The organism is Marinovum sp. E3, assembly GCF_055755275.1.
The window spans coordinates 3,149,732-3,163,613 of sequence record NZ_CM146908.1 but is presented as its reverse complement, the minus strand read 5'-3'; the positions used below and the strand labels follow the sequence as shown (position 1 = coordinate 3,163,613).

The following is a 13,882-nucleotide window of genomic DNA, read 5'->3' as shown; positions in this document are numbered from 1 at the left end:
CTGTCGGGCCCGGTGCCCGGCGCGACGGCCGAAGGCCTGCGCGGAATCCGCTGACAGGGCACGCTCTACATGCTATGAAGAGAGCCGAGCCATTGAGAAAGCACAGGAATGCTGGCGCCAGACCGGTGGCCAGTCTGGCGACCCGATGTCGGCCGTGATCGCTTGCACGTGGTCGACGGACAGGCTGTGCGCCGCGTGACAGGATCGCGCCGCGCCGCCATAGGGTTGCTCCGGGAGCGCCACACCGTGCGTGCCCCGGGGGCGTGGCGGCCGTTCGAGGGGAACGGGCGCCACTTCCGCTCCTACCCCGGTTTCGCCAATCTGCCGGCTCCTGACGTCTGTGCCGGAACCGGTTGCCTGCCGGCGCCTCAGCCCGCCTCGGAGGGCGTCATCCGCTGATACATCCAGCCGTCGATGTCGCGCACGGTGATCACTTCGAACTGGATGATCACGAAAAGAAGCAGCCAGATCGCCGCCGAGATCGCCGTGGTGAGCTTGGCCTTGCGCGCCAGGTTGTGCACCTGCGGCGCGCCGGCGTGGGTGCCTTCGACCACGTCGCCAAGGTCGCCCTGGGTCTGGATGCGGAAGGGAATCACCACCAGAAAGGTGAGGAACCAGATGACCGCGAAAAGCACGATGGCAGAGGTTATGCCCATGTTCTTGTCCTAGCTACGTTTGCGGCGCGGCGCGCCTAGACCTGTTCCAGCTCGACCAGGCAGCCGTTGAAATCCTTGGGGTGCAGGAACAGCACCGGTTTGCCATGGGCGCCGATCTTGGGCTCGCCCGAGCCCAGCACCCGGGCGCCGGTGGATTTCAGGTGATCGCGGGCGGCCAGAATATCGTCGACCTCGTAACAGACATGGTGGATGCCGCCAGCCGGGTTCTTGTCGAGAAAGCCCTGGATGGGCGAATCCGCGCCCAGCGGATAGAGCAATTCGATCTTGGTGTTGGGCAGCTCGATAAAGATCACCGTGACGCCGTGATCGGGCTCGTCCTGCGGCGCGCCGACTGTGGCGCCAAGGGCGTCGCGATATTGCGCTGCTGCGGCTTCGAGGTCGGGAACGGCAATGGCAACGTGGTTGAGACGTCCGATCATGTGGGGCTCCTGGTGTCCGGTTTCGCCGGCTTTATCGCGCGGCAGGGCAGGCGGCGCAATTGGACAGGAGCGCGCATTAAGCAGTTGGTAACTTAACTTGGCGACAGTGGCAGTGAAAGCGTGGAGGGCTTGCGATGGACGATCTGGAAGACCTTGAACCGACACCGGCACCGGCGCCATCGGCGGATCGGCCGCTGCTCGGGCTGACCATTCTTGTGGTCGAGGACAGCCGATTTGCCTGCGAGGCGATGCGCCTGTTGTGCTTGCGCTCCGGCGCCCGTATTCGCCGCGCCGATTGCCTGCGGTCGGCGCGGCGGCACCTGCGGGTCTATCGGCCATCGGTGGTGGTTGTCGATCTCGGCCTGCCCGACGGTTCGGGCGCCGATCTGATCCGCGAACTGGCTGCGGCCAGCCCGCGCATTCCCGTTATCCTCGGCACCAGCGGCGATGATTTTTCCGAGGAACTGGCGGTCGCCGCCGGCGCCGACGGTTTTCTGCGCAAGCCGATCACCTCTCTGGTCCGGTTCCAGGAGCACATCCTGTCGCTCCTGCCGCCGGAGCGTCAGCCGCTCGGCCCGCGCCCGCTCAACGAGGTCGAGGTGATCCCGGACCGGATCGCCTATCAGGACGACATGGCGCATATCGCCGGAATCCTCTGTGACGCCACCGACGAACGGTCGATTGATTACGTCGGGCAATTCCTCAGCGGCGTGGCGCGGATCGCCCATGACCAGGCGCTGCGCGATGCCGCCGACCGGCTGATCGCGCTGCGCCGAAAAGGCCAGCCCACAGGTTCGCAGGCGGCGCATATCGCCGGGCTGGTGCAGGACCGGCTGACCCAGCGCGCCGCCATGTAGTTTACGCCGGGGAGGCGGCCCGGCGCTCGGATCTAGAGCGTCGGGTCGCTGCCGGTGCGAACCAGCCGGGTGAGATCGCTCAGGCGTTCGATCTGGGTGCCGTCGCGGGCGAAGTTCTTGGGCGAGAGCCAGGCGGCAAAGGCCTCTTGCAGGGCCGGCCATTCCTTGTCGATACAGGCAAACCAGGCTGTATCGCGGTTGCGCCCCTTGACCACCATCGCCTGGCGGAACACGCCCTCGTAGCTGAAGCCGAGCCGCTGTGCCGCCCGCCGCGACGGGCGGTTGAGCGCGTTGCACTTCCATTCATAGCGGCGATAGCCGGCCTCGAAGGCCCATTTCATCATCAGATACATCGCCTCGGTGGCGGCGCGGCTGCCGGCGAGGCTGGCGGCAAAGTGGATATTGCCCACTTCGATCGAGCCGGCCTCGGGCGCGATCCGCAGGAAACTGGCGACGCCGCCGAAGGTGCCGGTTGTCAGATCCTTGACGGCGTAGAACAGGTGATCCGGCCGGGCCACCGTCTCGCGCACCCAGCGGTGAAACTGCGCCGAGGAATGGAACGGGCCATAAGGCATATAGGCCCAGCGGTCGTCATGGCCTTCGAAGGCGCGAAAGAGCAGCGCGGCATGTTGCTCGGCCGCCAGCGGTTCAAGCCGCGTGAAACGGCCTTCGAGCGGCGCGCCCTGCGGGAGCGGGGGCGGGGTCCAGTCTGGCACGGCCTCGCCCAGCGGGGGAAAATCGTTCATATCTCAGGCCCTTGCACGGATTTCGGCAAGGATAGGCACTGGGTCGGAAAAGGGAAGCCGGAAGATGGCGCCGCGGGGAACCCCGGGCGCCCCTGTTGCGTTGGACCAGCGACCAGACGGGAGAGCCAGCATGAGCGACATCTATTCCAGCCTCAAATCCGATCATGACCGCCACCGCAGCCTGCTCGACACGATCGAGAACACCGAAGGCGCGTCGGAGGCGCGCAAGTCGGCCTGGCAGGAATTTTATCGCGACGTCAAGGCGCATGGCGCCGCCGAAGAGGAGACCTTCTACTCCAAGCTGATCGCCAAGACCTGGGGCCAGGACAGCGCCCGCCATTCGGTGCACGAACACCAGCAGATCGACGACCTGCTCGAAGAGCTGCGCGAGATGGACATGAGCCAGGGGGCCTGGTTGCAGAAATTCAAGACGCTGCGCCACGACTACGAACACCACATCGACGAAGAGGAAGACGAGGTCTTTTCCCGCGCCAGAGAGGTGATCCCCGAAGAAGAGATCGAGGGCTATGGCAAACGGTTCCGCGACCGCAAGGCGCAGGAGCTGGAGATCATTGGCAAGAAACGCGAAGATTCGCTCGAGGATTGAGCCATGTCCGACAAGCCGCGCCTCGTGGGGGTCAATCACATCGTTCTGGAAGTGGGCGATATCGAACATGCCATGGCCTTCTGGCACAACATCTTCGAATTTGACGTGCGCGGGGCGGGCGACGGTTTTGTCTTTCTCGACCTCGGCGATCAGTTCATCGGATTGGTCGAGGGCAAGAGCCAGCCCGCCGACGCCCACCGCCATTTCGGCCTTGTCGTCGATGACCGCAGCCGGGTGATGGCGCTGGCCGCCAAGGCCGGCGCGCAGATCATGGACAGCGATTTCATGGATTTCCGCGACCCATGGGGCAACCGTATCCAGGTGGTCGAATACCGCGATTTGCAGTTCTCGAAGACCCCAGAGGTGCTGCGCGGCATGGGCCTCGATCTGGACAAGACCGAGGCGGCGCAAGAGGAATTGCGCAAGAAGGGAATTGGCTGACGGCGGGGCCGGGCCAAAGCCCGGCGCCCCCTCTCGAACCCTGTGCTCAGTCCTGCGGAATGACCCGGAGGCCCAGCTCCATCAGCTGATCCGACATCGGCTCTGACGGCGCCTGCATCATCAGGTCTTCGGCGCGCTGGTTCATCGGGAACATGATGACCTCGCGGATGTTTTCCTGCTCGGCCAGCAGCATGACGATACGGTCGATGCCGGCGGCACAGCCGCCGTGCGGCGGCGCGCCGTATTGAAAGGCGTTGACCAGCCCGCCAAAGCGTTTCTTGACCTCGTCGGCACCATAGCCGGCGATCTCGAAGGCCTTGAACATGATCTCGGGCTTGTGGTTCCGGATCGCGCCCGACACCAGCTCATAGCCGTTGCAGGCCAGGTCGTATTGATAGCCCTTGACCTCGAGCGGATCGCCCTCGAGCGCCGCCATTCCGCCTTGCGGCATGGAAAACGGGTTGTGCTCGAAGTCGATCTTGCCGGTTTCCTCGTCGCGTTCGTAGATCGGGAAGTCGACGATCCACGCAAAGGCGAAGCGGTCCTTGTCGGTCAGGCCCAGCTCGTCGCCGATGACGGTGCGGGCACGGCCGGCAACCGCCTCGAAGGCCTTGGGCTTGCCACCGAGGAAGAAGGCGGCATCGCCGACCTCAAGCCCCAGTTGCTGGCGGATCGCCTCGGTGCGCTCGGGCCCGATGTTCTTGGCCAGCGGGCCTGCGGCTTCCATGCCCTCGCCCTGATCGCGCCAGAAGATATAGCCCATGCCGGGCAGCCCCTGTTCCTGGGCGAACTTGTTCATCCGGTCGCAGAACTTGCGGCTGCCGCCCCCCGGCGCAGGGATGGCGCGGATCTCGGTGCCGTCCTGCTCCAGCAGCTTGGCAAAGATGGCAAAGCCCGAGCCTTTGAAATGCTCGGAAACCACCTGCATCTTGATCGGGTTGCGCAGGTCGGGCTTGTCGGTGCCATACCACAGCGCCGCGTCCTTGTAAGAGATCTGCGGCCACTCCTGATCCACTTTGCGGCTGCCGCCGAAGTCTTCGAAAATGCCTGTCAGCACCGGCTGGATGGTGTCAAAGACGTCCTGCTGCTCGACAAACGACATCTCCATGTCGAGCTGATAGAAATCGGTGGGCGAGCGGTCGGCGCGCGGGTCTTCGTCGCGGAAACAGGGTGCGATCTGGAAATACTTGTCGAAGCCCGACACCATGATCAGCTGTTTGAACTGCTGCGGCGCCTGCGGCAGCGCATAGAACTTGCCGGGATGCAGACGCGACGGCACCAGGAAATCGCGCGCGCCCTCGGGCGAGGAGGCGGTGATGATCGGGGTCTGGTATTCGCGGAAATCGGCGTCCCACATGCGGCGGCGCATGGCGGCCACCACGTCGGACCGCAGCTTCATGTTGCGCTGCATGACCTCGCGGCGCAGGTCGAGGTAGCGATACCGCAGCCGGGTTTCCTCGGGGTATTCCTGATCGCCGAAGACGATCAGCGGCAGCTCGTCGGCGGCGCCCAGCACCTCCATGTCGCGGATATAGACCTCGATCTCGCCGGTGGGCAGCTTGGGGTTCACCAGGCTCTCGTCGCGGGCCTTCACCGTGCCGTCGATGCGGATGCACCATTCCGAGCGCAGTTTCTCGACCTCGGCGAAGACCGGGCTGTCGCTGTCGCAGAGCACCTGGGTGATGCCATAGGTATCGCGCAGGTCGATGAAGAGCACCCCGCCATGATCGCGCACGCGATGGACCCAGCCCGACAGGCGGACGGTCTCGCCGACGTTGGATTTGTTCAGTTCGGCGCAGGTATGGCTGCGGTAGGGGTGCATCTGGCGGCTCCGGGGGTCATTCGAGGTTCGGGCCGATACACCTTGCCTGTGGCTGAAAGTCAAGCCGCGAGGCCGTGGGGTAGGGGGGAAGGTGCGCTTCGCGCGGGCGGTGTCGGGTTTTCACTGCTCCGTGGCGGGGCCGGTGGGTCTTCACCCCGACGCGCGCGGCGTGCCAACAAGGCCGGGACGCTCCGGCGCGGGGGGCCGGGGCGGCAGATGCGGCCGCCCCGGCCAAGGTCGTTTTCACATGTCGATCAACGGGGCGATCTCGATGGTGCCGCTGCCGCCTTCGAGGATCGGGCAGCCCTTGCCCATCTCGGCCGCCGCTTCGACGCTCTCGGCCTCGACGATGGTGTAGCCGGACAGCGGATTGGCGCCGCCGCCGTCGCTCAGCCCGTCGACCGTCAGGGTCGAGGACATGCCCACCGGGTTGCCGCCATCGACCAGCTTGTCGCCCATGGATTCCATCCAGGCGCCCCAGGCCGCCATGACCCTTTTGCCTTCTTCTTCCGTCTCCGGCATTCCGCCGCCGTGATAGGCAAAGATGTATTTCGGCATAATGACCTCCTTTTACTGGTCGGGTTGAATTCCGTCGGGAAACTGCCGCGCGAGCCGGGCCAGCACTGCCGTCCAGCCGCCTTCGTGCGACGTGGCGGTCTCGCTGTCGGGCAGGCCGCTGTGGTGCAGGGTGAACAGCGTGACATCGCCGGCCGGGGCGAGGGTGAAGGTGACATGGCTTTCGTGGCCACGGGTTCCTTCGGCATCCTGCCAGGCCCATGTAAAGGCCACGTGACGCGGCGGCGCGACCTCGGTCACCATGCCGCTGACGTCAAAGCGATTGCCCTCGGCGCTGCGCATATGGGCGTGCCAGGGGCCGGTGCGGGTAAAGTCGAGGCTGTGGCTTTCCATCGTCCAGCCGTCGTGACCGAACCAGAGCACCATGTTCTCTGGCCGGGTGACCACATCCCACACCCGGTCCTGCGGGGCGTTGAACCGGCGCTCCAGCGTCAGGTCCGTTCTTTCTGCGACATCCGTCATTTCCTGTCGGTCTCCTTGTTGAGCACATGTTCCAGCCGGTCGAGGCTGGCCTGCCAGAAACGCCGGGCCTCGTCGGCCCAGTTGGCCACGGCCAGGAGCCCCTCGGGCCGTATCGAATAGAGCCGCTGCTGCGCCTGCGCGCGGCGATTGACCAGCCCGGCCTCGCGCAGCACGCCCAGGTGCTGCGACACCGCCGGCGCCGAAATGCCAAAGCCCTCGCCCAGCCGCCCCGCCGGCAGCTCGCCCTCGGCCAGCAGCCGCTCGACCATGGCAAAGCGGACCGGATCGGAGAGGGCGGAAAAGGTCTGCGGCAGGGCGGCCATAATTATCCTGTGTCGGTTCCGTGAGTCGTTGCAAAGGATTATTAGGCGGCCCCTTATTTAAGTAAAGCCTAAAATAAGGGGCGGATCGGGGCGATTTCCCGGCAGATCGACCGGCATTCGGCCTTGAACCCGGCACTCGCATGTCTATAACCCACGACAATTTGCGCCTTGCGCCCATTCCCCCGCGCTGAACCCCGAGGACCGATATGCCCAAAAGAACCGATATCCAGTCGATCATGATCATTGGCGCGGGGCCGATTGTCATCGGACAGGCCTGCGAGTTCGATTATTCCGGCGCCCAGGCCTGCAAGGCCCTGCGCGAAGAGGGCTACCGGGTGATCCTGGTGAACTCCAACCCGGCGACGATCATGACCGATCCGGGCCTGGCCGACGCCACCTATATCGAGCCGATCACCCCCGAGGTCGTGGCGAAGATCATCGAGAAGGAGCGCCCCGACGCGCTCTTGCCCACCATGGGCGGGCAGACCGGTCTCAACACCTCGCTGGCGCTGGAAGAGATGGGCGTGCTCGAGAAATTCGGCGTCGAGATGATCGGGGCCAAGCGCGACGCCATCGAAATGGCCGAAGACCGCAAGCTGTTCCGCGAGGCAATGGACCGGATCGGGCTGGAGAATCCCAAGGCGACGATCATCACGGCGCCCAAGCGTGCCAACGGGTCCGCCGACCTCGACGCCGGCGTGCAGATGGCGCTGGACGAGCTGGAGGAGATCGGCCTGCCGGCGATCATCCGCCCTGCCTTTACGCTCGGTGGGACGGGCGGCGGCGTGGCCTATAACCGCGAGGATTACATCCACTATTGCCGTACCGGCATGGATGCCTCGCCGGTCAACCAGATCCTGGTGGATGAGTCGCTCTTGGGCTGGAAGGAATTCGAGATGGAGGTCGTCCGCGACAAGGCGGACAATGCGATCATCGTCTGCGCCATCGAGAACGTTGATCCGATGGGCGTGCATACCGGCGATTCGATCACCGTCGCCCCGGCGCTGACCCTGACCGACAAGGAATACCAGATCATGCGCAACGGCTCGATCGCCGTGCTGCGCGAAATCGGGGTCGAGACCGGCGGATCGAACGTGCAATGGGCGGTGAACCCCGAAGACGGCCGCATGGTGGTGATCGAGATGAACCCCCGCGTCAGTCGGTCTTCCGCGCTGGCCTCCAAGGCCACCGGCTTTCCGATCGCTAAGATCGCGGCGAAGCTGGCAGTGGGCTATACGCTCGATGAATTGGACAACGACATCACCAAGGTCACGCCCGCCAGCTTCGAGCCGACCATCGACTATGTGGTCACCAAGATCCCGAAGTTCGCCTTCGAGAAATTCCCCGGCTCCGAGCCCTATCTCACCACCGCGATGAAATCTGTGGGCGAGGCGATGGCCATCGGCCGCACCATCCACGAGTCGCTGCAAAAGGCGCTGGCCTCGATGGAATCGGGCCTCACCGGTTTCGACGAGGTCAAGATCGAGGGCGCGCCGGAGAAAAGCGCCGTGATCAAGGCGATCAGCCAGCAGACCCCGGATCGGATGCGCACGATCGCCCAGGCGATGCGCCACGGGCTGTCGGACGAGGAAATCCACGCCACCACGATGTTCGACCCCTGGTTCCTGGCCCGCATCCGCGAGATCGTCGAGGCCGAGGAGCAGGTGAAGGCCGAGGGGCTGCCGGGCGACGAGGCCGGGCTGCGCCATCTCAAGATGATGGGCTTCACCGATGCGCGGCTGGCGAAACTCACCGGCTTTTCCGAGAAGGACGTGCGCAACCGGCGGATCGCCAAGAACGTGGTCGCCGCCTTCAAGCGGATCGACACCTGCGCCGCCGAGTTCGAGGCGCAGACCCCCTATATGTATTCCACCTACGAGGCCCCGATGATGGGCGAAGTGGAATGCGAGGCGCGGCCCTCGGACAAGAAGAAGGTCGTCATCCTCGGCGGCGGCCCGAACCGGATCGGCCAGGGGATCGAGTTCGACTATTGCTGCTGTCACGCCTGTTTCGCGCTGACCGACGCGGGCTACGAGACCATCATGGTCAACTGCAACCCCGAGACCGTCTCGACCGACTATGACACCTCGGACCGGCTGTATTTCGAGCCGCTGACCTTCGAGCATGTGATGGAGATCCTGCGTGTGGAGCAGGACAACGGCACGCTGCACGGCGTCATCGTGCAGTTCGGCGGCCAGACCCCGCTGAAGTTGGCCAATGCGCTCGAGGCCGAGGGCATCCCGATCCTTGGCACCACGCCCGACGCCATCGACCTGGCCGAAGACCGGGAGCGGTTCCAGGCGCTGGTCAATGAGCTGGGGCTGAAGCAGCCGAAAAACGGTATTGCCTCGACTGACGCTCAGGCCATGGCGATTGCCGAGGACATCGGCTTCCCGTTGGTGATCCGCCCCTCCTACGTGCTGGGCGGCCGCGCGATGGAGATCGTCCGCGACATGGGCCACCTCGAACGCTACATTAACGAGGCGGTCGTGGTGTCCGGCGACAGCCCGGTGCTGCTGGATTCGTATCTGTCGGGCGCGGTGGAGCTGGACGTCGACGCGCTCTGCGATGGCGCGCAGGTCCATGTGGCGGGCATCATGCAGCACATCGAAGAGGCCGGCGTGCACTCGGGCGACAGTGCCTGTTCGCTGCCGCCCTATTCGCTGGGCAAGGACGTGCTGGACGAGATCAAGGCGCAGACCGAGGCACTGGCCAAAGCGTTGAACGTGGTCGGGTTGATGAACATCCAGTTCGCGGTCAAGGGGGATGATATCTACCTGATCGAGGTCAACCCGCGTGCCTCGCGCACCGTGCCCTTCGTCGCCAAGGCCACCGACAGCGCGATTGCCTCCATCGCCGCGCGGGTGATGGCGGGCGAGAAATTGTCGGCCTTCCCGATGCGCCCGGCCTATCCCGAGAACGCCGATTACGACACCGTGCTGCCGCTGGCCGATCCGATGACCCTGGCCGACCCGAATATGCCCTGGTTCTCGGTCAAGGAAGCGGTGCTGCCCTTTGCCCGTTTCCCCGGTGTCGACACGATTCTCGGGCCGGAAATGCGCTCGACCGGCGAAGTCATGGGCTGGGATCGCAGCTTTGCCCGCGCCTTTCTCAAGGCGCAGATGGGTGCCGGCATGGTTCTGCCGGAGGGCGGCAAGGTCTTCTTCTCGATCAAGGACGCTGACAAGACGCCGGCGCTGGTGGATGCCGCGCAGATCCTCGACGGGCTGGGCTTTTCCATCGTGGCCACCGCGGGCACGGCGAAATTCCTGGCCGAGCAGGGGATCAAGGCGGAGCTGGTCAAGAAGGTCTATGAGGGGCGGCCGAACGTCGTCGACATGTTGAAGAACGGCGAGATTTCCCTGGTGATGAACACCACGGAAGGTGCGGCGGCGGTGGAGGATTCCCGCGAAATCCGCTCGGTCGCGCTTTATGACAAGATCCCCTATTTCACCACCGCCGCCGCGGCCCATGCCGCAGCCCGTGCGATGCAGGCCCGGTCGGAAGGCGAATTGGTGGTGAAGGCGTTGCAGGGGTAATACGGGCCGCCCCGCCGTGCGCGGGGCGAGCCGTGCCGGCCTAGTTCAGAACCGCCAGTCGAACTGGCGGATCAGGGTCACGCTGGCCTTGTACTGGTCTTCGGATTCGGTGACCGGGCTGTCCTGGAAATCGTTCATCAGCCGGTCATAGCCCAGCGTCCCCTCGATCGACCAGATATCGGTCAGCTCACGGCGGGCGCTGATTTCGGCACCGACGGATTTCAGCCCGCCCTCGGCGGAATAGGTGGCGAGGTTGGGGGCGGAATTGGGCACCGAGAAATAGGTGTCGGCATATTCCTCATTGGCAAAGCTCATCCGCGGGCCGACGCGGATCGTGGTGCGGGCATCGGGGCGCAAAATGGCGTCGGCGGCCAGATCGGCGACAACGCCCTCATGGCCGTTGAACCCCTTGCGCACCGCCGCCGAAACCTCGGCGTTGTCCCAGCTGTATTTCGCCTTCAGGCCAACTTCCAGCGTCCAGTCGACATCATCCATGCCCCGGAACCTGGCATAGTCCGAAGCCTCGCGTTCGCCGATGTAGCCGAAGGACGGCGCGATGGTGAAGCCGGTGGTGTCGCCACCACCCAGGGACAGCGACCCGAGGCTCAGCGAATGCAGGCTGCCTTGAAAGGCGGGGCGAGAGCTGTATTCCTCGGAGCCTTCGTATTCCGGCGCATAGGCCAGGCCGCCGCCGAGTTCAAAGGCGATCTGGTTGCTCTGGGCCAGGGCGGCGGCAGGCAGGACAACAACGGCAAGCGCGGCAAGGCAGGGGGTGGAACGGCGGGGCATAAAGACCTCCTATGCAGACATTTCATGGCCCGTGAGTCCGGGCCTGACCAAGCAGTGTAGCGTGGCGGCGGCCGAGGGCCAGCCCGGCCACGCCGGTTTCAGGCGGAATAACCCCACCACAGCAGGAATACGCCGAGGATGACCCGGTAGATCACATAAGGCGTGAAGCTGACCGAGCGCAGCAGTCGCATCATCAGCGCCAGCGCGAGCAGTGCCGCGGCAAAGGCAAAAATCGCGCCGATGCCGGCTAGCCGCAGCATTTCCCAATCTGCCTCGCCCACCACTTCGGCGCCAAGCAGCGCGCCCGAGGCGAGGATCGTCGGGATCGACATCAGCATCGACAGCCGTGCCGCATCGGGCCGCGCATAGCCCAGCGCGCGCGCGCCGGTGATCACGATGCCCGAGCGCGAGGTGCCGGGGATCAGCGCCACCGCCTGCCAGAACCCGAGAACCCAGGCGTGACGGGTGGACCAGTCGCCCGCCCCGAGGTCCGAGGTGCCTTTCTGGTCGGCCCACCAGAGCACCAGGCCGAAGATCAGCATCGTCCAGCCGATCACCGTGACGCTGCGCATCGCGTCGTCGAGGCCGGTGAGCTTGAGCAGAAGGCCGATCAGGATCACCGGCACCGTGGCCACCAGCAGCAAAAAGGCCAGCCGTGCGCCCGGCGTGTCGGTCTTGCCGCGGGCCAGCCGGGGCAGGCCGGCCAGAGCACACCGCACGTCGGACCAGAAATACAGGATCACCGCGCCAAGTGTGCCGACATGGACGGCGACGTCGATCGCCTGCCCCTGGTCGGCCATGCCGGTGAGATTCGGCAAGAGGATCAGGTGGCCAGAGCTGGAGACAGGCAGGAATTCCGTGATACCCTGGATCACGGCCACAAGCAGAAGGTGAAATAGCGACATCCGGCACGGCCCTCTGGAAAATATGACGTCTCTATAAACCCATAGGAAAACATAGGGAAACCGGAATATAGGTCCGATACGGACCTGAAATTTCTGCTATGCGGCGAATTATCCTGCCGCAAAGCTCGCTTTACTGGATAATGGGTCAGCACTTCTGACTTTTCATGGGCGAAGCCCTGTTGTAAAAGCACGCCAACAGCCAAACAACCCGGAGCTCCAGCGATATGGCCAAGCAGCCCATGTTGAAATTCGTGCAGATCGAGCGCGATATGCCGGTCAAACGCGATGCGAATGTGCGCAACAGCGATTTCGACGAGATCTATGCCGAGTTCGCCCGTGCCAAGGCCGAAGAGCAGTCCAGCCGGTGCAGCCAATGCGGCGTGCCCTACTGCCAGAGCCATTGCCCGCTGCACAACAACATCCCCGACTGGCTTCATCTGACCGCCACCGGCCGTCTGCAAGAGGCCTATGAGGTCAGCCAGGCCACCAATACCTTCCCCGAGATCTGCGGCCGCATCTGCCCGCAGGACCGGCTCTGCGAAGGCAACTGCGTGATCGAGCAGTCGGGTCACGGCACCGTGACCATCGGTTCGGTCGAGAAATACATCACCGACACCGCCTGGGAAAACGGCTGGGTGCTGCCCGCCAATCCTGCGCAGGAACGCGCGGAAAGCGTCGGCATCATCGGCGCCGGCCCCGGTGGCCTCGCGGCCGCCGACATGCTGCGCCGCGCCGGGGTGCAGGTGACCGTCTATGACCGCTACGACCGCGCCGGCGGGCTGCTGACCTACGGCATTCCCGGCTTCAAGCTGGAAAAGGACGTGGTCGAGCGCCGCAACAAGCAGCTCGAAGCCGGCGGCGTGACCTTCAAGCTGAATTGCAACGTCGGCGAGGACATCACCTTCGAAGAGATCCGCGCCGACCATGACGCGGTGATCATCGCCACCGGCGTCTACAAGTCGCGCGATCTGAAAGGCCCCGGCAGCGGCGCCAACGGGATCGTCAAGGCGATCGATTATCTCACCGCCTCGAACCGTGCGGCCAATTTCGGCGACAGCGTGCCCGAGTTCGAAAGCGGCGAGCTCAACGCCAAGGGCAAGAAGGTTGTCGTGATCGGCGGCGGCGACACCGCGATGGACTGTGTCCGGACCGCCGTGCGCCAGGGCGCCGAGAGTGTGAAGTGCCTGTATCGTCGCGACCGCACCAACATGCCCGGCTCGCAGCGCGAGGTGGCAAATGCCGAGGAAGAGGGCGTGCAGTTCGAATGGCTGACCGCGCCGCAGGGCTTTGCCGGCGATGACGTGACCGGTGTGATGGTGCAGCGCATGCGCCTGGGCCACCCCGACGCCACCGGCCGCCAGGCGCCCGAGGTGATCGAGGGATCCGATTATGTCGAGGACGCCGATCTGGTGATCAAGGCGCTGGGCTTCGAGCCCGAGGACCTGCCCACACTCTGGGGCGCGCCCGAGCTGTCGGTTACCCGCTGGGGCACCGTCAAGGCCGAGTTCGAGACCGGCGCCACCGATCTGGAGGGCGTTTATGCCGTCGGCGACATCGTGCGCGGCGCCTCGCTGGTGGTCTGGGCGATCCGCGACGGGCGCGATTGTGCCACGGCGATCCTCAAGCGGTTCGACGCCAAGCAGACGTCGGCCATCGCCGCCGAGTAATTTTCGCGGCCCCCGCCCGGCGCGGGGCTGCTCAGAGATATCAATGAGACCG

14 protein-coding genes are annotated in these 13,882 nt (G+C 64.9%); 5 read left to right on the top strand and 9 right to left on the bottom strand.

Translation table 11 applies throughout. The features are described from left to right. Positions 1-368 precede the first annotated feature (368 nt). Both AC0J5K_RS15545 and mce read right to left on the bottom strand, forming a co-directional pair. Positions 369-656 carry a DUF1467 family protein gene (locus AC0J5K_RS15545; protein ID WP_048533256.1) on the bottom strand — a complete coding sequence of 96 codons (288 nt, stop codon included), beginning with the start codon at positions 654-656 and terminating at the stop codon, positions 369-371. Between the two features lie 35 nt (positions 657-691). Further along, complete coding sequence (gene mce / locus AC0J5K_RS15540) at positions 692-1,096, bottom strand: methylmalonyl-CoA epimerase (RefSeq protein WP_074835977.1); 405 nt, start codon at positions 1,094-1,096, stop codon at positions 692-694. Positions 1,097-1,230: 134 nt separating this feature from the next. Between mce and AC0J5K_RS15535 the strand changes: the two genes are divergently transcribed. Next, positions 1,231-1,953 (top strand): response regulator, encoded by a 723-nt coding sequence (locus AC0J5K_RS15535; RefSeq protein ID WP_074835975.1) that lies wholly within the window; start codon positions 1,231-1,233, stop codon positions 1,951-1,953. Positions 1,954-1,985: 32 nt separating this feature from the next. Here the strand turns inward: AC0J5K_RS15535 and AC0J5K_RS15530 are convergent, their stop codons facing one another. Then, the gene (locus AC0J5K_RS15530) at positions 1,986-2,699 is read right to left on the bottom strand and encodes a GNAT family N-acetyltransferase (protein WP_274565321.1); all 714 of its coding nucleotides are present in this window, start codon (positions 2,697-2,699) and stop codon (positions 1,986-1,988) included. A gap of 130 nt (positions 2,700-2,829) precedes the next feature. On the opposite strand from AC0J5K_RS15530, the gene AC0J5K_RS15525 reads away from it, so the two are divergent. After that, positions 2,830-3,306 (top strand): hemerythrin domain-containing protein, encoded by a 477-nt coding sequence (locus tag AC0J5K_RS15525; RefSeq protein ID WP_074835972.1) that lies wholly within the window; start codon positions 2,830-2,832, stop codon positions 3,304-3,306. Positions 3,307-3,309: 3 nt separating this feature from the next. Continuing rightward, complete coding sequence (locus AC0J5K_RS15520; protein WP_074835971.1) at positions 3,310-3,747, top strand: VOC family protein; 438 nt, start codon at positions 3,310-3,312, stop codon at positions 3,745-3,747. 46 nt (positions 3,748-3,793) lie between these two features. Here the strand turns inward: AC0J5K_RS15520 and aspS are convergent, their stop codons facing one another. The 4 genes from aspS to AC0J5K_RS15500 all read right to left on the bottom strand — a co-directional run bounded on the left by aspS (position 3,794) and on the right by AC0J5K_RS15500 (position 6,930). Then, positions 3,794-5,569 carry an aspartate--tRNA ligase gene (aspS, locus tag AC0J5K_RS15515; protein WP_274565322.1) on the bottom strand — a complete coding sequence of 592 codons (1,776 nt, stop codon included), beginning with the start codon at positions 5,567-5,569 and terminating at the stop codon, positions 3,794-3,796. 243 nt (positions 5,570-5,812) lie between these two features. After that, entirely contained in the window at positions 5,813-6,127 is a 315-nt protein-coding gene (locus AC0J5K_RS15510; protein ID WP_274565323.1) for a hypothetical protein, read from the bottom strand. 12 nt (positions 6,128-6,139) lie between these two features. Beyond that, positions 6,140-6,607 (bottom strand): SRPBCC family protein, encoded by a 468-nt coding sequence (locus tag AC0J5K_RS15505; RefSeq protein ID WP_074835968.1) that lies wholly within the window; start codon positions 6,605-6,607, stop codon positions 6,140-6,142. Next, on the bottom strand, positions 6,604-6,930 hold the full coding sequence (locus AC0J5K_RS15500; RefSeq protein ID WP_074835966.1) for an ArsR/SmtB family transcription factor: 327 nt from the start codon (positions 6,928-6,930) through the stop codon (positions 6,604-6,606). The genes AC0J5K_RS15505 and AC0J5K_RS15500 overlap by 4 nt, the downstream gene beginning before the upstream one ends. A gap of 206 nt (positions 6,931-7,136) precedes the next feature. Here AC0J5K_RS15500 and carB point away from each other — a divergent pair, with 206 nt between their 5' ends. After that, complete coding sequence (carB, locus tag AC0J5K_RS15495) at positions 7,137-10,469, top strand: carbamoyl-phosphate synthase large subunit (protein ID WP_274565324.1); 3,333 nt, start codon at positions 7,137-7,139, stop codon at positions 10,467-10,469. A 45-nt stretch (positions 10,470-10,514) separates the two neighbouring features. Here carB and AC0J5K_RS15490 read toward each other — a convergent pair whose 3' ends face one another. Together AC0J5K_RS15490 and AC0J5K_RS15485 are read right to left on the bottom strand one after the other, a co-directional pair. Continuing rightward, a complete protein-coding gene (locus tag AC0J5K_RS15490; protein ID WP_074835963.1) occupies positions 10,515-11,258 on the bottom strand; it encodes a MipA/OmpV family protein in 744 nt (247 codons plus the stop codon). A 98-nt stretch (positions 11,259-11,356) separates the two neighbouring features. Next, complete coding sequence (locus tag AC0J5K_RS15485; protein ID WP_074835961.1) at positions 11,357-12,163, bottom strand: undecaprenyl-diphosphate phosphatase; 807 nt, start codon at positions 12,161-12,163, stop codon at positions 11,357-11,359. A gap of 224 nt (positions 12,164-12,387) precedes the next feature. Here AC0J5K_RS15485 and AC0J5K_RS15480 point away from each other — a divergent pair, with 224 nt between their 5' ends. Beyond that, entirely contained in the window at positions 12,388-13,830 is a 1,443-nt protein-coding gene (locus AC0J5K_RS15480) for an NAD(P)-dependent oxidoreductase (RefSeq protein ID WP_074835960.1), read from the top strand. Positions 13,831-13,882 lie beyond the last annotated feature (52 nt).